Below are 17,938 nucleotides of genomic sequence, written 5' to 3' on the forward strand. Positions count from 1 at the left end.
CTGCGCCGGGCGGCAGGTGCGGCGGACGTGCGCCGCGGATGCGGAGGCCGTTCAGGTGCCGGGCCGGCCGCGTGGAGGCCGCACGTAGGCGCCGCTGGAGTGCAGGTGCTGCTCCGCGTGGCCGATGGCCCGCGCCGCCGCGCCGCCGGCCCGGCTGGCCAGCAGTTCCACCAGCGCCTCGGCCAGCGCCAGGCCCGCGGCCACCGAGGGGAAGAACGAGGGGCTGTGGATGCTGAAGAGCAGCGTCTGCTGCGCCAGCAGCGAGAGGGGCGAGGCCAGGCTGTCGGTCAGTGCCACGATGCGCGCACCCGCATCGCGCGCGGCCTCCGCCACCTGCAGCGCCTCGTGGGAATAGGGCGAGAAGCTCGTCACCACCAGCACGTCGCCCCTGCCTACGGCGCGCAGCTGCATTTCCAGCGTGCCGCCCTGGCCGTCGAGCAGGTGCACGTCCGGGCGGAACAGGCGGTATTGGTACACCAGGCCGAAGGCGATGGGGTAGCTCGCCCGGAAGCCGGCCACGTGCACGGCCTTCGCCTTCTCGATCAGCGCGCAGGCCTTGTCCAGCCGCGCGCCGCTCTGGGCCTGGGTGGCCTCCAGGTTGCGCCGCTGCACCCCGAACATTTCCTCCGTCAGCCCGCCGGATTCGCCGGCCCGGGCCACGAGGTGCTGCGCGCGCGCGCCGTAGGCATCGCCTCCCAGTCCCAGGTCGGCCGCGAAGGCGGCCTTGAGGGCCGGCCAGCCGTCGAATCCCACCTGCTGCGCGAAGCGCACCAGCGTGGGCGGCGTGGCGCCGGACTGTACGCCGATATGGCGCATGGACGAGGTCACCACCTCGGCCGGATGGTCGAGCAGATAGCGCGCGATGTCCTGCAGCGCGGGGCTCAGTTCGGGGTAGCGCTGGCGGATGTGTTCCTGGATGGAGGGAGGCATGGACGAGGGGAGTGGGGCGCGGGCGGTGCGGATGCGGCGACTGTACCGAAACGGTAGCAACTCCAGATGTTCTGAAAATCATGTTTGACGAAACGAATGTTCCAAATCACAATACATGGAACATTTGATCCATAAAAATTGAAGATGACACACGTATTCCACCGGCACCTCCACCACACGCCACCCGTCGCCGTTGCCGCCCAGGGCATGACCATCGTGGACGCCGAAGGCCGCCGCTACCTCGACGCCTCGGGCGGTGCGGCAGTGTCCTCGCTGGGCCACGGGCATCCGGACGTGATCGCCGCCATGCACGCGCAGATCGACCGGCTCGCCTATGCCCATACCAGCTTCTTCACCACGGCCGTGGCCGAGGAGCTGGCGGACGTGATGGTGGCCGGGGCGCCCGCCGGCATGGAGCACGTGTACCTGGTCAGCGGCGGGTCGGAGGCCGTGGAGGCGGCGCTCAAGATGGCGCGCCAGTATTTCGTGGAGATCGGCCAGCCGCAGCGCACGCATTTCATCGCGCGGCGCCAGAGCTACCACGGCAACACGCTGGGCGCGCTGGCCGTGGGCGGCAATGCCTGGCGGCGGGAGCCTTTCGCGCCCCTGCTGGCACCTGCCACCCATGTGTCGGCCTGCTACCCCTACCGCGAAAAGGGCGCGCAGGAAACGCCGGAGCAGTACGGCCAGCGCCTGGCGGACGAGCTGGAGGCAGCCATCCTCGCGCAGGGTGCGGACCGCGTGATCGCCTTCGTGGCCGAGACCGTCGGCGGCGCAACGGCCGGCGTGCTCACGCCCGTGCCCGGCTACCTGCGCGCGGTGCGTGCGGTCTGCGACCGCCACGGCGTGCTGCTGATCCTCGACGAGGTCATGTGCGGCATGGGACGCACCGGCACGCTCTACGCCTGCGAGCAGGAGGGCGTGGTGCCCGACCTCGTCACCGTGGCCAAGGGCCTGGGCGGCGGCTACCAGCCGGTGGGTGCGGTGCTGGCGCAGAAGCGCATCGTCGAGGCGATGTCGGCCGGGAGCGGTTACTTCCAGCACGGCCATACGTACCTGGGCCATCCAGTGGCCTGCGCGGCGGCGCTGGCCGTGCAGCGCGTGATCCAGCGCGACGGCCTGCTCGCCAAGGTGCGGGACGACGGCGTGTTCTTCGGGGAGGCGCTGCGGCAGGCGCTCGGCGGCCATGCCCACGTGGGCGACATCCGCGGGCGCGGCTTCTTCTGGGGCGTCGAGCTGGTGCAGGACCGGGACGGCAAGACGCCGTTCGATCCGGCGCGCAAGGTGCACGCCCGCACCAAGAAGGAGGCGATGGCCCGCGGGCTGCTGTGCTACCCCATGGGCGGCACGGTGGACGGGCGCGTGGGCGACCACGTGCTCCTGGCGCCGCCCTTCATCGCCTCGCGCGCGGAACTGCAGGACATCGCGGGCCGCCTGGCCGACGCGGTGGACGCCGCCACCGCCACCTGATTTCCCACCGTTTCCATCGTTCCCGCAAGGAGTTCTCCCATGTCCTGCTCCCGCCGCGCCGTCCTGGCGCTCGCCGCCGCATGCGCGTTCGCCACCCAGGCCCATGCACAGGAGGCCACCTCCACCCTCCGCAAGATCAGGGACACCGGCACCATCACGCTGGGCCACCGCGAGTCCTCCTTCGGTTTTTCGTACAACGCCGGAACGGGCACGCCCGTGGGCTACAGCATCGACATCTGCATGAAGATCGTGGATGCGATCAAAGCCGAGCTCCAGCTGCCGAAAGTGGAGATCCGCTACCAGCTCGTCACCTCGCAGAACCGCATTCCGCTGGTGACGGGCGGCACCGTCGATATCGAGTGCGGCTCCACCACCAACCTGGTGGAACGCCAGAAGCTCGTGGCGTTCTCGCCGGACATCTTCCGCTACAACGTGCGCATGCTGGTGCGCGCAGAGTCAGGCATCCGCAGCATCGCCGACCTGCAGGGCAAGACCGTGGTGGCCACCAGCGGCACCACCTCGCTGCGGTTGCTGCGCGAGGCCGACAAGGGGCGCAACCTCGACATCCAGCAGATGGCCGGCAAGGACCATGCCGACTCCTTCCTGTTGATCGAGACCGGGCGCGCCCAGGCCTTCGTGCTGGACGACATCCTGCTGGCCGGCCTGGTCGCCACGGCGCGCAATCCCAAGGATTTCCTCATCACCGGCGAGCCGCTGCGCACCGAGAACCAGTCGCTCATGTTCCGCAAGGACGATCCGGCCTTCAAGGCCCTGGTGGACCGCGTGGTGACGGGCATGATGCAATCCGGCGAGATGGAGCGGCTCTACCAGAAGTGGTTCATGTCGCCCATTCCACCGCGCGGCGTGAACATCGGCTATCCGCTCAATGCCGAGACCCGGGATGCCTTCGCCCACCCCTCCGACAAAGGACTCTGAGTTTCCCCATGCCCCGCATCGCCCTGATCCACGCCCTGGCCCATTCGGTCGCCCCCATCAATGGCGCCTTCGAGCGCGACTGGCCGCAGGCCGTGCGCATGAACCTGCTGGACGACAGCCTCTCGGCCGACCTCGCGGCCGGGGGCGGGGTGCTCGACGGCGCCATGCACGACCGGTTCGCACGGCTGGCGCGCTATGCGGTGGACACGGGCGCCGAGGGCATCCTGTTCACCTGTTCGGCCTTCGGCCCCTGCATCGACGCGGTCGCGCGCACGCATGCTCCCATGCCCGTGCTGCGGCCCAATGAGGCGATGATCGACGAAGCCGTGCAGGGCAATGGGCCGTTGGGGCTGATCGCCACCTTCGCGCCCACGCTGCGCTCCATGCCGGCGGAATTCCCGCCCGGCACCGTGCTTGAGACGGCCCTGGCCGAAGGTGCACTCGATGCGCTGAATGCCGGAGACGGCCCGGCCCACGACGCGCTCATCGCCCGCCAGGCCCGTGCGCTGGCCGGGCGTGGTTGCACCCGCATCGCCCTGGCCCAGTTCAGCATGGCCCGCGCGCGCGATGCCTGCGCGCAGGCCAGCGGCCTGCCGGTGCTGACGACGGTGGACAGCGCCGTGCGCAGGCTCGGCAGCCTGCTGCAGGCCTGAAGGCGGCGCGAACTGCGGCGATTTTCAGCGGCAGCGGGGCGCCGTGGCCGGGCGATTGCCGGCAGATGCCGGCGAAATCGTAGCCGATGGGGCCTGCACGCGGATGTGGGTTCTGAAGTTCACGCAAAACGCCGGCATCTTCGCGCATCCGGTGCCTAACCGCCGTTGGAAATGCCGGCTGTTCTTTCGCCTGCGAAGACGCCGGGTTTTTGGCGGAAAAGGCTTGGCACGCGGCCCCGTTCTCTTCCAGAATCCAGCCGAAACGCCCAGCGTGCACCTTGTGTCCGTACCACCGCCATGACTGCCACTCTCTCCGATAACCGTCCCGAAGCCCCTGCCGTTCCCGTGCAATTGCACCGCCCCGCACGCACTCCAGCCCCCGCGGCCGGCACGTGGAGCGTCCAGGCGGTGCAGGAATTGCTGGACCTGCCGTTCCTGGATCTGCTCTGGCGCGCGCAGTCCGTGCACCGCGATCACTGGCCTGCGGGCGATGTGGAACTGGCCACGCTGCTGTCGGTGAAGACCGGCGGCTGCCCCGAGAACTGCGGCTATTGCCCGCAGTCCGCCGAGTTCGACACGGGCGTGAAGGCGCAGAAGCTCATGAGCGTGGACGAGGTGACCACCGCAGCGCGCGCCGCCCGCGACGCCGGGGCCACGCGTTTTTGCATGGGCGCGGCCTGGCGCGCACCCAAGGACCGCGACATCGAGAAGGTGGGTGAGCTGATCGCCGCCGTGAAGGGCCTGGGAATGCAGACCTGCGCCACCCTGGGCATGCTGGAGCCGCACCAGGCCCGGGCGCTCAGGGGAGCGGGGCTGGACTACTACAACCACAACCTGGATACCGCGCCCGAGTACTACACCGACGTGGTGAGCACCCGCGCCTACCAGGACCGGCTCGACACCCTGCGCCATGTGCGAGAGGCCGGCATCAGCGTCTGCTGCGGCGGCATCATCGGCATGGGGGAGGCCCCGGTGCACCGCGCGGGCCTGATCGCCCAGCTCGCCAACCTGGACCCGTACCCGGAATCCGTGCCCATCAACAGCCTGGTGCGCGTGCCCGGCACGCCGCTGGCCGACAGCGATCCGGTCGATCCGCTCGATTTCGTGCGGGTGATCGCGGTGGCGCGCATCACCATGCCGCGTGCGCGCGTGCGCCTCTCGGCGGGCCGCCAGCAGATGGGCGATGCGGTGCAGGCGCTGTGCTTCCTGGCCGGCGCCAACTCGATCTTCTACGGCGACAAGCTGCTGGTGACCGGCAACCCCGATGTCGAAGCCGACGTGCAACTGCTCGCCAAACTGGGGATGAGCGGCCGGCAGGTGGCTTCCACCGAGCCCCACGACCTGCACCACCACGCCGCCTGAGGGCGGGCAGGGTGGTCAGCGGCCGCCGCGCGGCGGTTCGTAGCCGAGCATCTTCATGGCCTGCGTGATGGAGACCGCCGCCGCGGCGTAGCCCTCCCAGGGCGCATTGCCTTCGCGCAGCCGGTCTTCCACGGTGGCCACGGTCCATTCGGTGCTGCTGGAAAGCGCACCCAGCTCATCCCAGCGCAGCGGCACGGAAATGCCCAGGCCGGGCCGGGCCCGCGCGGACCACGCGCTCACCGTGGTGGCGCCGAAGCCGTTGCGCAGGTAATCCACGAAGATTTTCCCCACGCGGTTGCGCGGCCCGCTCTTGGCCACGAACAGCTGCGGGATCGTGCGCGCCATGTGCTGCACCACCGCCTGGGAGAAGCCCTTCACCGCATCCCAGCCATGCAGGCGCTTGATGGGCACGACCACGTGCAGCCCCTTGCCGCCGCTGGTCTTGAGAAAGCACGGCAGGCCCAGCTCCGTCAGCATCACGCGCAGCAGCGTGGCGGCCTCCTGCACTTTGTCCCAGGGCACGCCTTCGCCGGGATCGAGGTCGAAGGCCATCCGGTCGGGCCGGTCGATGCGGTCGCTGCGGGCGTTCCAGCTGTGGAACTCGATGGTGTTCATCTGCGCCCAGGCCGGCAGGCCTTCCGGGCCCGCGATCTCCGCCAGGGGCGGATGGCCGGGGTCCAGCGCCGGATCCAGCGTCCGCACGCCGTCCACCGAGCCGTGCTCCGGATGTTTCTGGAAGAAGAGCTCCCCGCCCACGCCTTCCGGCGCGCGCACGACCGAGACGGGGCGCTGCCTCAGGTGTTCCATCATCAGCGGCGCGACCAATGCGTAGTAGCGCACCAGGTCCAGCTTGGTGGTACCGCTCGCGGCATCGATCACGCGGTCGCCATGGGTCACGCGCAGCGAGGAGGGCGGGGCGGCAGAGGAAGGAGCGGATGCGGTTCGGCGGGCGGTCATGGTGGTGCGGGCCCTGGGGGGCGTGGCGTCGGTTGGTGCACGGCGTCTGGCGGCAGGCGGGGCGCAGGCCGGGGCCGCCACCGCGGCGGCCGGTGCGGGTGTCTCGCGCACGATCTCGCGCGGTGGCTTGTCCTCGCGCAGGCCGCGGAAGACCGCCTGGCGGACATGGCGCGTCTGCGTCCAGCCCGAGAAGGCCACCTCCGCGAGCAGTTGCGGTTGCACCCAGTGCGCCTTGCGGCCCACCTGCGTGCCTGCGGCAAAGGGGCTGCGCTCGGCGGCCAGCAAGCGCAGCCGCGCGTGCAGCGTCGCCAGGGTGCGCTCGCTGAAGCCGGAGCCCACATTGCCCGCATAGTGCAGTTGCCCGTCGTCGCCATGCACGCCCAGCAGCAGTGAGCCGAGCCCGGTGCGCGTGCCCTGCGGGTCCGTATAGCCGCCGATCACGAACTCCTGCCGCTGCCCGCACTTGAGCTTGATCCAGTCGGCCGACCGGCCGGATAGGTAGGCCGACGACACGCGCTTGCCGATCACGCCCTCGAAGCCGAGCCGGCAGGCGGAGGCGATCAGCTCGCCGGGCGATGCCTCGAATGCGTCGCTGAAGCGCACCGTGTCGCTGCCGGCTTCGGCCACGAGCGTGCGCAGTGCCTCCCTGCGTTCTGCCAGCGGCAGGCCCCGCAGGTCGTGGCCGTTGAGGAAGGGCAGGTCGAATACGTAGAAGACCAGGCCGCTGCGGTCCACCGTGCCGTCGTCCGCGGGGCTCGCCGCGCTGCGTCCGGGCCGGCGTCCGCTCTCGAAGGCGTTCTGCAGCACCTGGAAGTCGGGAATGCCGTGCCGGTCGGGCACCACGATTTCGCCGTCGATCCAGCCGGACTCCAGCGGCAGGGCGCGCACGGCGCGCGCCAGCCCGGGCATGCGGTGCGTCCAGTCGTTGCCGTTGCGGGTGATGAGGCGCACTTCGCCGCCCTCGATCCGCGCGAGGATGCGGTAGCCGTCGAACTTGAGCTCGAACATCCATTCGGCCAGGTCGGTGGGCGGGCCGTCCACCAGCGTGGCCAGTTGTGGTACCAGCGCCGTGGGCAGGGCCGCCTTCTTCGGGTGCCGGGACGTACCGGCCCGAACCGTCCGGCCTGAGCCCGGCCCCGGGGCCGGTGAGGAGGCCGCAGCCTTGCCGCGGGTGGCCTTGCGGAGGGCGGGGGACTGGGCTGGGGCGGGTTCAGGCAGGTCGGGCAGCGACTTCACGCTGTCCGGCAGCGCGTCCACCACGCTGTACTCGACGGCGTCGCGTTCCAGCCCGTCGCGCTCCTTGATGAGCAGCCACGGCGGCTGGCGCTCGTTGCCCCGGCCGTGCATGCGCACCAGCGTCCACCGGCCCTGGAGCTTGTGGCCGTGCAGTTCGAACTTGAGCTTGCCCGCGCGCCAGGCCCGGGCGGGGTCCTCCAGCGGCGCCCAGTAGCCCTTGTCCCAGATGATGACGCGGCCCGCGCCGTACTGCCGCGCGGGTATCTGCCCTTCGAAGCGGTTGTAGGCGACCGGGTGGTCCTCGACCTGCACGGCCATGCGCTTGTCTTTCGGGTCGAAGCTCGGGCCCTTGGGCACCGCCCAGCTCTTCATCGTGCCGTCGATTTCCAGCCGGAAATCGTAGTGCAGGCGGCTGGCCCAGTGCTTCTGCACCACGAAGCGCAGCGCGCCGCGCGGCAGGGCGTCGCCCGGCTCCGCTCCGGGCTCGGGTGTGCTGCGGAAATCCCGCTTGCGGGCGTAGTCCGCGAGGGCCTCCGGTGGCGCCTTTGGCGGCGTTTTCTGCGGTGCGGCCTGCGCGGTACCCGGGGCTTTGGGGCGTCGTGCCATGGCGTACGGGCTCAGGCGGCCTTGCGGCCCGCCGGGGCGCTTTTCGCGGAGGATCTGGCGGTCGCGCGCTTCGTGGTGGCCTTGGCCTTGCCCTTCGCGCCGCCGGCCGACGTGGCGCGTGTCCTGGCAGTCTTGGCCGACGCGTCGGGCAGGTGCCGCACGCTCGAGGTTTTACGTCCCTTCGCGCCATCTTGCGTCTCGTCCTCCCCTTCCTCTTCTTTCTTGCCATCCGCATCGGCGGCGGCCTTGCGCCTCCCGCCTTCGAGGCTGCGGCGCAGCAGGGCGGTGAGATCCACCACGTCCGCACCGCCCGCATCCGACGGTGCCTCCAGCGGCTCGACCTCGGCGATGTCGCCGGCCTGGGCGCGTGCTTCCACCAGTTTCATGATCTCTTCGGAGAACGAGTTGCGGAACTGGTCCGCATCCCAGCCCTGTGTCATGTCGTCGATGAGCTGCCGCGCCATGCGCATCTCGGCATCCTTGAGCCCGACGGCCTTGCCACCGGCTGGAGGCAGGTTCAGTTCCTGGAAGGAGCGGATCTCGTCGCCCCAGCGCAGCAGGTTGAGCACCAGCGCGCGCCCGCAGGGAATGAGCACCGCCAGGTGCTGCTTGGTCTGGATCACCACCTTGCCCATGCCCACGCGGTGGCTCGCCTTGAGCGCCTCGCGCAGCAGGGCATAGACCTTCTCACCGCGGGGCAGCGGCGCCGTGTAGTAGGGCCGCTCCAGATAGACGAACGGGATCTCGTCGGCATCCAGGAAGGCCTCGATCTCGATGGTCTGGGTGGTCTTCGGGTAGGCTTGCGCGATCTCTTCGGGCGTGAGCACCACATAGCGGCCGTCTTCGTATTCCACGCCCTTGACGATGTTCTCTGCCGTGATCTCCTTGCCGGTCTTCTTGTTGATGCGCTTGTAGCCGACCGGGTCCATGCTGCGCTTGTCGAGCCAGTCGAAATCGATGCCGCTGTCCCGCGTGGCCGAATACAGGCCCACCGGCACATGGACCAGGCCGAAGCTGATCGCGCCCTTCCAGAGCGCGCGGGTGGAGGTGGGGGCCTGCGCAGGCGTGGCGGGAGCGGAGGCAGCGCGGGAACGGGTGGTTCGGGTTTTCTTCTCGGCCATGCGGGCTCTCCTGGGGGACGCGGCGGCGACGTGCCGGCGCACGCGGTGCGGAGGACGTTAGCCCTGCCGCGGCACGCAGGCTGTAGGACGCGCACCGGCCGCGGCGCCGGTGGCGGCAGGCGATCGCACGCCATGTGCAATACCGCCGCTGGCCCGGCACGCGGGCGCGCCCGGGATCAGCTCTCGCCGCTGTCCGATGGCGCGCTGGCCCCCGTGCCGGTCGCGGGGCTGGGCGGCGCGGAGGCCACCACATGGTGATCGCTCTGCAGCATGGGCACAAAGCCCAGCTGGCCCTTCATGCGCCGGAAGGGCGTGGAGAACTTCTCCAGCGTGATGGCCGTGATCTTGTCGAAGAACGCGCTGTTGGAGCCGGTCGTGGAATACACCGATTCCTTCTGGTTCCAGCGCACGCGCCAGTGGGTCCGCGATTTCTGGATGCCCACGCGGATGTGCTCGTCCAGGCAGTGCGCGTCCGCGCGGAAGAACAGCGTCAGGCCGAAATAGAAGAAGCCGTCGTCGCCCACCTGCAGGCGCGGCCAGAGGGACGTGCGCTCGTCGGCGATGCGCTCCAGCCGCTCGTCCAGCGCGTGGAACTCCACGTCACCGGAGCGTGCGCCCAGGTGGGCGATGAACTCCACGCGAAGGCGCTGGGCCAGGACGACGCACTCGTCCTTGTACTGCTCGAAATCCTTGCACCAGGCGATGGCCTTCGCCTGCAGTTCCTGGAAGTTGGTGGTCATGGGAAGGGATCCTTTGCGGCGGGACGCGCCCCGTCCATCGTCCCCATGCACGGCAGCCCGGCATGTGGTAGCAACATCGTGTGGGCTTGTAGGAAAAGGACTACTCCCCTGCCCATCAAGTGCGCGTGTGATTTACGCTACGTGACGCACGTCGAAGTGTAGGAATTACGCTCTTTTGTATAATTTACAAATAATTTGTAACTTCTTGAGGGGGAATTCCGAGTGTCGAGATATGGCGTTGAGCGGCCCGCCGGACCATGACGGGCGATCTTGCACTCCGGATGATGGCCGACCTGTTCTGGACCGGCCTGCTCGTCTGCCTTCCCGTCCTCGGGCTCACGCTGCTCGTGGGCCTGCTCATCAGCATCCTGCAGGTGGTGACGCAGGTGCAGGAAATGTCGCTGACGTTCGTGCCCAAGCTGCTGGTCGCCGGGGGCGCCATGGTGCTCTTCGGCCCCTGGATGCTCCGCAAGCTGGGCCAGTTCGCGACCCAGCTCTGGACGAACATTCCCGCGATGTTCTGACGCCGGCATGAGTTCCCTGCTTTCCTCACCTGGCCATGCCCTGGGCGGCGCCGGTGCCTTCGGCCTCTGGGGGCCGTTTTTCCTGCCGTCGCTGCGTGTCGCGGTGGTGCTGGCCATGACGCCCGTGCTCTATGCGATGCCGGTGCCCAACCGGGTACGCCTGCTGGTGGTGATGGCGCTGTCCTGGGTGCTGGCCCAGGCACTGGCGCCGTCCGCACCGCCGCCGCCGTCCGGCGTGGGGGAACTGCTGCAGATGGCCATGGCCGAACTGGCACTGGGCGCCACGATGGCGCTCGGCGTGCTGCTGGCGTTCGCCGCGTTCTCGCTGGCGGGCAACCTGCTGGATGTGCAGATCGGGTTCGGCATCGCCCAGGTATTCGATCCCGTGGGCAACCGCGCGGCGCCGCTGCTGGTGTCGGCATTCAACTACGTGGCCGTGATCGGTTTCATGGCGGCGGACGGCCACCATCTGCTGCTGCGCGCGCTGGCCTATAGCTTCGACGTGTTTCCGCCCGGCGCGGCCTGGCAGCCCGCGGACATGGCGGCTCCGGTGTTCCGGCAGGCCAGCGGGCTGTTCCTGCTGGGGTTCGCGCTGGCCGCGCCGGTGGTGTTCTGCATCCTGCTGGTGGAGTTCGCGCTGGGCCTGATCTCGCGCAACCTGCCGCAGATCAACATGCTCGTGCTCGGCATTCCCGTAAAGATCGTGGTGGGCCTGGCGGTGCTGTCCCTGTGGTTCGCCGGGATGGGGGGCGCGATGCAGCGCGTGTACGCGGGCATCTACGCCATGTGGGAGGCGATGTTCCTGCAGGCGGCCGCGCAGGCGCCGCTGCCCGGAAGCCGGTAGGAGTCGGGCATGGCAGAGCAGGATCTCGACCGCAACGAAGCGGCCACGCCCTACAAGCTGCAGAAAGCCCGGGAGAAGGGGCAGGCTTCGAAGAGTGCGGATGTGGTGTCGGCCCTGGTGCTGGTGGTGGCCGTGGCCTACCTCAGCTCGCAGGGCGCAGACATGGCGCTGGCGCAGTTCCGGCTCGACTGCATGGTGCTGCTGCATGGCACGTTCGCCGACCCGGGCGGTGCGGGCCTGTGGCCATTGGTCTCGCGCCTGCTGCGCGACACGCTGCTGTGGCTGGCGCCCTTCCTGGCCGCGGTGGTGCTCCCCGCGGTGCTGGGCAACGTCCTGCAGACCGGCCCCATCTTTTCCTTCGACCCGGTCACGGCGGATTTCAGCCGGCTGAACCCTGCCAACGGGTTCAAGCGCATCCTGTCGATGCGTTCGCTCTTCGATGCCGGGCGGGCCTGCGCGAAGCTGCTGCTGCTGTCGGGCATGGCCTATTACGCGCTCGAGGATCTTTCTACGCAGTTCTACAGCCTGGCGAACCAGTCGCCGACCAGCTACCTGCACCTGCTCGTCGCGGACCTGGGTTCGCTGGGCTTCCGGATGGCACTGCTGCTGGCCATCATCGCGGCGCTGGACTGGATGTTCACCCGGCGCGAATTCGCCAGGAAGATGCGCATGAGCCAGCGCGAAATCAAGGACGAGCACAAGCAGCGCGAAGGCGACCCGCGGGTGCGGGCCCGCATGCGCGATTTGCGCCGCGAGGCGCGCAAGCGCAGCCAGTCGCTGCGCCAGACGCGCAATGCGGATGTCGTGCTCACCAATCCCACGCACCTGGCCATCGCGCTGCGGTACGTGCATGGCGAGATGGACTCCCCGCAGGTGGTCGCCAAGGGAGCCGGGCACCTCGCGGCCGCCATGCGCGAGATCGCGGCCCGCCATGGCATCCCGGTGGTGCGCAGCCCGGCCCTGGCCCGGCGCCTGTTCAAGGAGCTGGACGTGGAGCACTACGTGCCGCCGCAGTGGTTCGCCGACGTGGCCCGCATCATCGTCTGGGTGTTCGCCATGCGGGAGCGCCGCGCGGGCACGGCCGCGGGAGGCGCGGCATGAAGGCACTGGAACGCTTTTTCGGCCGGCACAGCGACATCGCCATGGTGCTGCTGGTGCTGGGCGTGCTGGTGGTGCTGTTCGCGCCCATCCCGAGCCCGCTGCTGGACTTTCTCATCCTGACGAACTTCAGCTTCGCGTTCCTGATCCTGCTGCTGACGTTCTACATGGGCCGGCCGGTGGAGTTTTCCACCTTCCCGTCGCTGCTGCTCATCGCCACGCTGTTCCGGCTTTCGCTCAACGTGGCCGCGACGCGGCTCATCCTCTCCGACGGCGACGCCGGGCGGGTGATCGGCGCGGTCGGCTCCTACGTGGTCGGCGGCAACTACGTGATCGGGCTGATCGTCTTCCTGATCCTGATCGTCGTGCAGTACGTCGTGGTCACGAATGGCGCCCAGCGCATTTCCGAGGTGGCGGCTCGCTTCACGCTGGACAGCATGCCCGGCCAGCAGATGAGCATCGATGCCGACCTGAACATGGGCTTCATCGACCAGGCCGAGGCGCAGCGCCGGCGCAAGAACATCGAGAAGGAAGCCGCGTTCTACGGCGCGATGGACGGCGCCAGCAAGTTCGTGAAGGGCGATGCGATCGCGGGCATCGTGATCCTGCTGATCAACATCGTGGGCGGGCTGGTGATCGGCATGATGCAACACAAGCTGCCCTGGGACCAGGCGCTGCGCACCTACTCGCTGCTGACCATCGGCGACGGCATCGTCACGCAGGTGCCGGCGCTGATCATCGCCGTGGGCACGGGCATCATCGTGACCCGCTCCGCGTCCGACGGCAACCTGAGCCAGGAAGTGCTGCGGCAGATCACCTCCTTCCCGAAAACGCTGCTGCTCGTGGGCGCGGCGCTCACGGGCCTGCTGTTCCTGCCGGGCATCCCGGCGCTGCCGACGCTGGTCCTCATCGCGGGCGTGGCCGCCGTGGCCTGGGTGGTCTATCGCGGGGCCGCGCGCCAGACGGCGGACGGCGCGGCCGCCGCGGCGGGCGATGCACAGGATGCGGATGGCCCGGCGGACACGGCCAGGGCCGACGAGGACCCGTATGCCTCGCTGCAGGTGGAGCCCATCGAGGTCCATGTGGGCAGCCAGTGGGCGGCCATGGTGAACCAGCCGGGCAGCGTGCTCATGGACCGCATCGTGTCGTTCCGCAAGCAGCATGCGCAGGACCTGGGCCTCGTGCTGCCGCGCGTGCGTTTCAAGGATGCCGTGCGGCTGGGGGCGGACCGCTACGAGATCCACCTGGACGGCGTGGTGTGCGGGCGCGGCGAGGTCCGTACCGACAAGGTGCTGGCCATCCACCCCGCGGGCAAGATGGACGGCGTGCCCGGTGAGCCCACGCGCGACCCGACCTACGGCCTACCGGCGCTGTGGATCGACGAGCAGCAGCGCGCCGCCGCCGTGGCGGGCAAGTACACGCTGGTGGATGCGCCCACGGTGTTCATGACGCACCTGACGGAAGTGCTGCGGCGCGAGTCCGCCACGCTGCTCACGCGCGCCGAGGCCGACCGCCTGCTGCAGCGGGTGCGCCAGCAGCAGCCCAGCCTGGTGGAGGAACTCATTCCCACGGTGCTGTCGGTGAGCGACGTACAGAAGGTGCTGCAGAACCTGCTGCGCGAGAAGGTTTCGATCCGGCACATCGACGCCATCCTGGAGACCCTGGCCGATGCCGGCCGGCAGTCCAAGGACGCCGCCTACCTCACGGAGATGGTCCGCCTGCGGCTGGGCCATGCCATCTGCCAGGGCCTGGTGGGCGAAGCGAACGCGCTGCACGTGATCACGCTCGATCCGGCCATCGAGAGCCAGCTGTTGCAGAACATCCAGGCGGCCCAGGCCGGCGTGCGTGCGCAAGAGGGTGCTGCCGCCCCCGCGACCGGCTTCGTGCTGGAGCCGCGGCTGGCCGAGCAGATCATGGTCAAGCTGATGCAGCAGGCCGAACGCATGATGAAAAGCAACCTGCTGCCCGTGCTGCTCTGCGCACCGGAACTGCGCCGGCACGTGCGGGCGCTGTCCGAACGCATGATGCCGCACCTGCGGGTGCTGTCGATGGCGGAGGTGCCCCATGCCATCGAACTCAAGTCCTACGCCGTAGTGGCGCTGTAGCGCGCCACTTCACCGTTTTTTGCTCCGGATATTTTTGACACCATGCAGGAAGTACTCGCCCTCGCTCTGCAGTCCATGCAGTCGGACATGCAGCGGCTCGACCGGATCGGCACGAACCTCGCCAACGCGCTGACGCCGGGCTACCAGCGCGAAGTGGCCGCGGCGCGCCCGCTGGCCTTCGCCTCGGTGGTGGGGGCCATGGAGCGCACGGCGACGGCGGCGGGAACGGGAGCGCCGTCGATCGCTCCGGCGCCCGGCCTAATGATCCGCACGGATTCGCGCCCCGGCAGCCTCCGGTCCACGGGCCAGGGCCTGGACGTGGCGCTGGCAGGGCCGGGGTTCTTCGAAGTCAGCACGCCGGAGGGCCCGGCCTATACCCGCCAGGGCGATTTCCGCCTGGACGGCCAGGGCCGGCTGGTCACCGCGATGGGCCATCCCGTCATGGGCCGGGGCGGCGAGATCTATCCCGGCAGCGCAACGCCGCGCATCGACGCCGCGGGCAACCTGCTGGCGCCGGAGGGCTCCGGGGCGGGCGCCGCGCTGCCGCTGGCCCAGCTGAAGATCATGCAGCCCGAAGGCTCCGCCCGCATGGCGCATACCGGCAACGGATTGATGCGTGCCGAAGGGGCGGTCGCGCTGGTGCCGGAGGCGGACGTCCAGGTGCGGCAGGGTTATCTCGAGAACTCCAACGTCAGCTCCATGCAGGAGATGGTGCAGCTGGTGCAGACCATGCGGCACTTCGAATCCATGCAGAAGGTCGCGCTCGGCTACGACGAGATGACCGGTCAGGCCATCCGCAAGCTCGGGGAGCTGTCCTGACGCGCGGCCGCGCCACCTCCATCGCCGGCCCGGGCAGGGCCGCTCCATCACTTCCCGGATTCTTTCCCCATGTTCGATGCCTTGTATATCGGCGCCACCGGAATGCAGGCGCAGCAGCTCAATGTCGAGACGATCGCCAACAACCTGGCGAACGTGAACACGACCGGCTACAAGCGGGCGCGCGTGAGCTTCTCCGACCTGGTGGCCCGCGACCCCGCGCGCACGGCCGCGCTGGGCGATGCCGCGGACGCCGGCCTGCTGCAGCCCGCGCTGCGCCTGGGCACGGGCGTGGGCATCGCCAGCGTGTCCCGCCTGTTCGACACGGGTGATGCCAAGAAGACCGACGCACCCTTCGACATCACGGTGCAGGGGGATGGATTCTTCGAGGTGCTGATGCCGGACGGCACCTCGGCCTATACCCGCGGGGGCACCTGGAAGGTCAACAAGGATGGCCAGCTTGCCACGCTGGGCGGGCTGCCGCTGAAGCAGGCGATCCAGATCCCGGACGATGTCCAGGCCCTGGTCGTGCAGCCCGACGGCCGTGTGCAGGCGCGCGTGGCCAACCAGCCCAACGCGCTGGACCTGGGCCGCATCGAGCTCGTGCGCTTCACCAGCCCGCAGGGGATGCTGGCGCAAGGCGATGGCATCTACCGCAGCAGCAGTGCGTCGGGCGAAGCGATACCAGTGCGGTCGGGCGACGAAGGTGCCGGCCGGATCGCCCAGGGCTACCTGGAGGGATCCAACGTGAAGATGGTCGACGAGATGGTCAACCTCATGGTGGCGCAGCGCACCTACGAGGCCAATGCCAAGATCGTGCAGGCCGCCGACGAGATCCTGGGGCTGGTGAACGGGTTGCGCCGATGAGCGCGCGCCGTGCACGCAGGCTCCTGGCGGCCCGGGGCCTGGCCGCGGGTTGTGCCGTCGCGACCGCCGCCGTGGCCTGGTGCGGCGCCGCGCAGGCGGTGCCCGGGGGCGATGCGGGGGCGCCGCTGTTGCGCGTGGCGCTGCGCCCGCAGGTGCAGGTGCAGCGGCCTGACGTGCGGCTGGGCGATGTCGCGCTGCTCAGCAGCCCCGACCTGGAAACGCTGCGGCGGGCAATGGCCGTGCCGCTGGGGCAGGCGCCCCGCCCGGGTGAGCCGGTGGCGCTGGATGGCGGCCGGCTGCGGATGTGGCTGCGCAGCCGCACCGGGCTGCGGGACGAGCAGATCGAGTGGGAAGGCGCCGAGGCCACGTCCGTGCGGATGGCCGTGCGCGAGGTGGCGGGCGATGCCGTGGCCGCGCAGGCCCGGGCGGCCCTGGCCGCGCACCTGGAGGGCATCGCCCGGCAGAAGGGGCTGGTGCAGCCCCGCGTGGAACTGCAGCCGGTCTCGCTGCCCGCCGCGCTGGAAGTGCCCGCGGCCGATGCCGTCCTGCGGGTGCGGCCCCTGGAGCAGGTGCCGCTGGCGGCGCGGATGATGGTGTGGGTGGATGTCTTCGCGGGCGAGCGGCACGTGCGTGCCATTCCCGTGCGCTTCGAGGTGGCCCTGTTCGCGATGGCGCCCGTCGCGCGGCAGGCGCTGGCCGCTGGCAGCGACATCCCCGAGGACGGCGTCGTCGTGCGCGAAGTGGACATGGCCCGCCTTCCGTCGTCTGCTGCGCCCGCCGCATGGCCCGTGCAAGGGAGTGGGCAGGGGGCGGTGCAGGCCCGCAGGCGCCTGTCGGGTGGTGACGTGGTTACCGAGGACCGGGTCGGCCCGGCGCCCGCCGTGGCCCGGGGCCAGTGGGTGCGGCTGACGGCGCGCACGGGCGATCTGGCGCTGGAGAGCCGCGCGGAGTCGCTGCAGGACGGCCAGGTCGGCCAGGTCGTGAAGGTGCGTCCGCCGCATGCCGGCGAAGCGCTGCTGGCCCGCGTGGTCGGCCCCGGCCAGCTGGAGCTGCAGCCATGACGGCGCCGATCGCACGGTGGCCGCACGGCCGCACGGGAGCGCGCATCGCTGCGGCGTTGTGCTGCGCGGCCCTCGTGGCTGCAGGCGCGGCGCGCGCCGAGAGCCTCTACCAGGAGCAGACCTACCGCCCGCTGACGGCAGACAACCGGGCGTTCCGGGTCGGCGATGCGCTGACGGTGCAGGTCTTCGAGAACTCCAGCGCCACCACCAGCGCCGATACCGGTACGCGGCGCAGCAATGGCCTGTCGGCCGAACTGTCGCACCGCAGCGGCACGGTGGGGCAGACGGGCATCGGGGTCAACGGCACTTTCGACGGTGGCGGCCGGACGCAGCGTACCAACCGCGTGCTGGCGACGCTGACGGTCTCCGTGCAGGAGATCCTGCCCAACGGCGACCTGCGGGTGGCGGGCGAGCAACTGCTCACCGTCAACCAGGAGCCGCAGAAGGTCACGCTCGAAGGGCGGGTGCGGCCGTTCGACATTTCCGACGGCAACGTGGTGCTGTCCACCCGCCTGGCCGATGCCCGCATCAGCTACGTGGGCGAGGGGGACATCGCCGAGCGCAACCGGCGTCCCTGGTGGCGCAACCTGCTCGACATGATGGGGTTCTGAG

16 protein-coding genes are annotated in these 17,938 nt (G+C 69.8%); 12 read left to right on the forward strand and 4 right to left on the reverse strand.

Annotation, left to right across the window (positions count from 1 at the left end; all coding sequences use genetic code 11):
- Positions 1 to 51: 51 nt before the first annotated feature.
- On the reverse strand, positions 52 to 930 hold the full coding sequence (locus BLR05_RS15520; protein WP_092835769.1) for a MurR/RpiR family transcriptional regulator: 879 nt from the start codon (positions 928 to 930) through the stop codon (positions 52 to 54).
- Positions 931 to 1,074: 144 nt separating this feature from the next.
- Between BLR05_RS15520 and BLR05_RS15525 the strand changes: the two genes are divergently transcribed.
- From BLR05_RS15525 to bioB, 4 genes are all read left to right on the forward strand, one after another.
- Positions 1,075 to 2,400, forward strand: coding sequence for an aspartate aminotransferase family protein (locus BLR05_RS15525; protein WP_092835771.1), 1,326 nt, complete (start codon positions 1,075 to 1,077; stop codon positions 2,398 to 2,400).
- A 39-nt stretch (positions 2,401 to 2,439) separates the two neighbouring features.
- Positions 2,440 to 3,336: an amino acid ABC transporter substrate-binding protein gene (locus BLR05_RS15530; protein ID WP_092835773.1), complete on the forward strand. Its 897-nt coding sequence runs from the start codon at positions 2,440 to 2,442 to the stop codon at positions 3,334 to 3,336.
- Between the two features lie 8 nt (positions 3,337 to 3,344).
- A complete protein-coding gene (locus BLR05_RS15535) occupies positions 3,345 to 3,989 on the forward strand; it encodes an aspartate/glutamate racemase family protein (protein WP_092835775.1) in 645 nt (214 codons plus the stop codon).
- Between the two features lie 297 nt (positions 3,990 to 4,286).
- Positions 4,287 to 5,351, forward strand: coding sequence for a biotin synthase BioB (gene bioB, locus BLR05_RS15540; protein ID WP_092835777.1), 1,065 nt, complete (start codon positions 4,287 to 4,289; stop codon positions 5,349 to 5,351).
- Positions 5,352 to 5,366: 15 nt separating this feature from the next.
- Here bioB and ligD read toward each other — a convergent pair whose 3' ends face one another.
- From ligD to BLR05_RS15555, 3 genes are all read right to left on the reverse strand, one after another.
- Complete coding sequence (gene ligD / locus BLR05_RS15545) at positions 5,367 to 8,150, reverse strand: DNA ligase D (RefSeq protein ID WP_092835779.1); 2,784 nt, start codon at positions 8,148 to 8,150, stop codon at positions 5,367 to 5,369.
- Positions 8,151 to 8,161: 11 nt separating this feature from the next.
- Positions 8,162 to 9,271 carry a non-homologous end joining protein Ku gene (gene ku, locus BLR05_RS15550; protein WP_092835781.1) on the reverse strand — a complete coding sequence of 370 codons (1,110 nt, stop codon included), beginning with the start codon at positions 9,269 to 9,271 and terminating at the stop codon, positions 8,162 to 8,164.
- A 176-nt stretch (positions 9,272 to 9,447) separates the two neighbouring features.
- Entirely contained in the window at positions 9,448 to 10,011 is a 564-nt protein-coding gene (locus BLR05_RS15555) for a hypothetical protein (protein WP_092835783.1), read from the reverse strand.
- A 257-nt stretch (positions 10,012 to 10,268) separates the two neighbouring features.
- Between BLR05_RS15555 and BLR05_RS15560 the strand changes: the two genes are divergently transcribed.
- The 8 genes from BLR05_RS15560 (at position 10,269) to BLR05_RS15595 (ending at position 17,937) form a co-directional block, all read left to right on the forward strand.
- On the forward strand, positions 10,269 to 10,535 hold the full coding sequence (locus tag BLR05_RS15560; RefSeq protein WP_092835785.1) for a flagellar biosynthetic protein FliQ: 267 nt from the start codon (positions 10,269 to 10,271) through the stop codon (positions 10,533 to 10,535).
- 7 nt (positions 10,536 to 10,542) lie between these two features.
- A complete protein-coding gene (gene fliR / locus BLR05_RS15565; RefSeq protein WP_092835787.1) occupies positions 10,543 to 11,379 on the forward strand; it encodes a flagellar biosynthetic protein FliR in 837 nt (278 codons plus the stop codon).
- 9 nt (positions 11,380 to 11,388) lie between these two features.
- Positions 11,389 to 12,480 (forward strand): EscU/YscU/HrcU family type III secretion system export apparatus switch protein, encoded by a 1,092-nt coding sequence (locus BLR05_RS15570; RefSeq protein ID WP_092835789.1) that lies wholly within the window; start codon positions 11,389 to 11,391, stop codon positions 12,478 to 12,480.
- A complete protein-coding gene (flhA, locus tag BLR05_RS15575) occupies positions 12,477 to 14,582 on the forward strand; it encodes a flagellar biosynthesis protein FlhA (RefSeq protein ID WP_092835791.1) in 2,106 nt (701 codons plus the stop codon). Before BLR05_RS15570 ends, flhA begins: the two co-directional genes overlap by 4 nt.
- Before the next feature lie 42 nt (positions 14,583 to 14,624).
- Positions 14,625 to 15,401 carry a flagellar hook-basal body protein gene (locus BLR05_RS15580; RefSeq protein ID WP_092835793.1) on the forward strand — a complete coding sequence of 259 codons (777 nt, stop codon included), beginning with the start codon at positions 14,625 to 14,627 and terminating at the stop codon, positions 15,399 to 15,401.
- A gap of 69 nt (positions 15,402 to 15,470) precedes the next feature.
- A complete protein-coding gene (gene flgG / locus BLR05_RS15585; protein ID WP_092835795.1) occupies positions 15,471 to 16,265 on the forward strand; it encodes a flagellar basal-body rod protein FlgG in 795 nt (264 codons plus the stop codon).
- Positions 16,262 to 17,326, forward strand: a complete 1,065-nt coding sequence (gene flgA, locus BLR05_RS27510; protein ID WP_092835797.1) for a flagellar basal body P-ring formation chaperone FlgA — start codon at positions 16,262 to 16,264, stop codon at positions 17,324 to 17,326. The genes flgG and flgA overlap by 4 nt, the downstream gene beginning before the upstream one ends.
- Positions 17,323 to 17,937 carry a flagellar basal body L-ring protein FlgH gene (locus BLR05_RS15595; RefSeq protein WP_092835799.1) on the forward strand — a complete coding sequence of 205 codons (615 nt, stop codon included), beginning with the start codon at positions 17,323 to 17,325 and terminating at the stop codon, positions 17,935 to 17,937. Before flgA ends, BLR05_RS15595 begins: the two co-directional genes overlap by 4 nt.
- Position 17,938 lies beyond the last annotated feature (1 nt).

The organism is Paracidovorax cattleyae (assembly GCF_900104515.1).
GTDB lineage: Bacteria > Pseudomonadota > Gammaproteobacteria > Burkholderiales > Burkholderiaceae_C > Paracidovorax > Paracidovorax cattleyae.

What these genes read in the sequence shown, in the direction of transcription:
- ligD (WP_092835779.1), bottom strand. Translation starts at nt 8,150, where the DNA reads ATGGCACGACGCCCCAAAGCCCCGGGTACCGCGCAGGCCGCACCGCAG.
- BLR05_RS15530 (WP_092835773.1), top strand. Translation starts at nt 2,440, where the DNA reads ATGTCCTGCTCCCGCCGCGCCGTCCTGGCGCTCGCCGCCGCATGCGCG.
- bioB (WP_092835777.1), top strand. Translation starts at nt 4,287, where the DNA reads ATGACTGCCACTCTCTCCGATAACCGTCCCGAAGCCCCTGCCGTTCCC.
- ku (WP_092835781.1), bottom strand. Translation starts at nt 9,271, where the DNA reads ATGGCCGAGAAGAAAACCCGAACCACCCGTTCCCGCGCTGCCTCCGCT.
- flgA (WP_092835797.1), top strand. Translation starts at nt 16,262, where the DNA reads ATGAGCGCGCGCCGTGCACGCAGGCTCCTGGCGGCCCGGGGCCTGGCC.
- BLR05_RS15560 (WP_092835785.1), top strand. Translation starts at nt 10,269, where the DNA reads ATGACGGGCGATCTTGCACTCCGGATGATGGCCGACCTGTTCTGGACC.
- BLR05_RS15580 (WP_092835793.1), top strand. Translation starts at nt 14,625, where the DNA reads ATGCAGGAAGTACTCGCCCTCGCTCTGCAGTCCATGCAGTCGGACATG.
- BLR05_RS15555 (WP_092835783.1), bottom strand. Translation starts at nt 10,011, where the DNA reads ATGACCACCAACTTCCAGGAACTGCAGGCGAAGGCCATCGCCTGGTGC.
- flgG (WP_092835795.1), top strand. Translation starts at nt 15,471, where the DNA reads ATGTTCGATGCCTTGTATATCGGCGCCACCGGAATGCAGGCGCAGCAG.
- flhA (WP_092835791.1), top strand. Translation starts at nt 12,477, where the DNA reads ATGAAGGCACTGGAACGCTTTTTCGGCCGGCACAGCGACATCGCCATG.
- BLR05_RS15570 (WP_092835789.1), top strand. Translation starts at nt 11,389, where the DNA reads ATGGCAGAGCAGGATCTCGACCGCAACGAAGCGGCCACGCCCTACAAG.
- BLR05_RS15535 (WP_092835775.1), top strand. Translation starts at nt 3,345, where the DNA reads ATGCCCCGCATCGCCCTGATCCACGCCCTGGCCCATTCGGTCGCCCCC.
- BLR05_RS15520 (WP_092835769.1), bottom strand. Translation starts at nt 930, where the DNA reads ATGCCTCCCTCCATCCAGGAACACATCCGCCAGCGCTACCCCGAACTG.
- BLR05_RS15525 (WP_092835771.1), top strand. Translation starts at nt 1,075, where the DNA reads ATGACACACGTATTCCACCGGCACCTCCACCACACGCCACCCGTCGCC.
- fliR (WP_092835787.1), top strand. Translation starts at nt 10,543, where the DNA reads ATGAGTTCCCTGCTTTCCTCACCTGGCCATGCCCTGGGCGGCGCCGGT.
- BLR05_RS15595 (WP_092835799.1), top strand. Translation starts at nt 17,323, where the DNA reads ATGACGGCGCCGATCGCACGGTGGCCGCACGGCCGCACGGGAGCGCGC.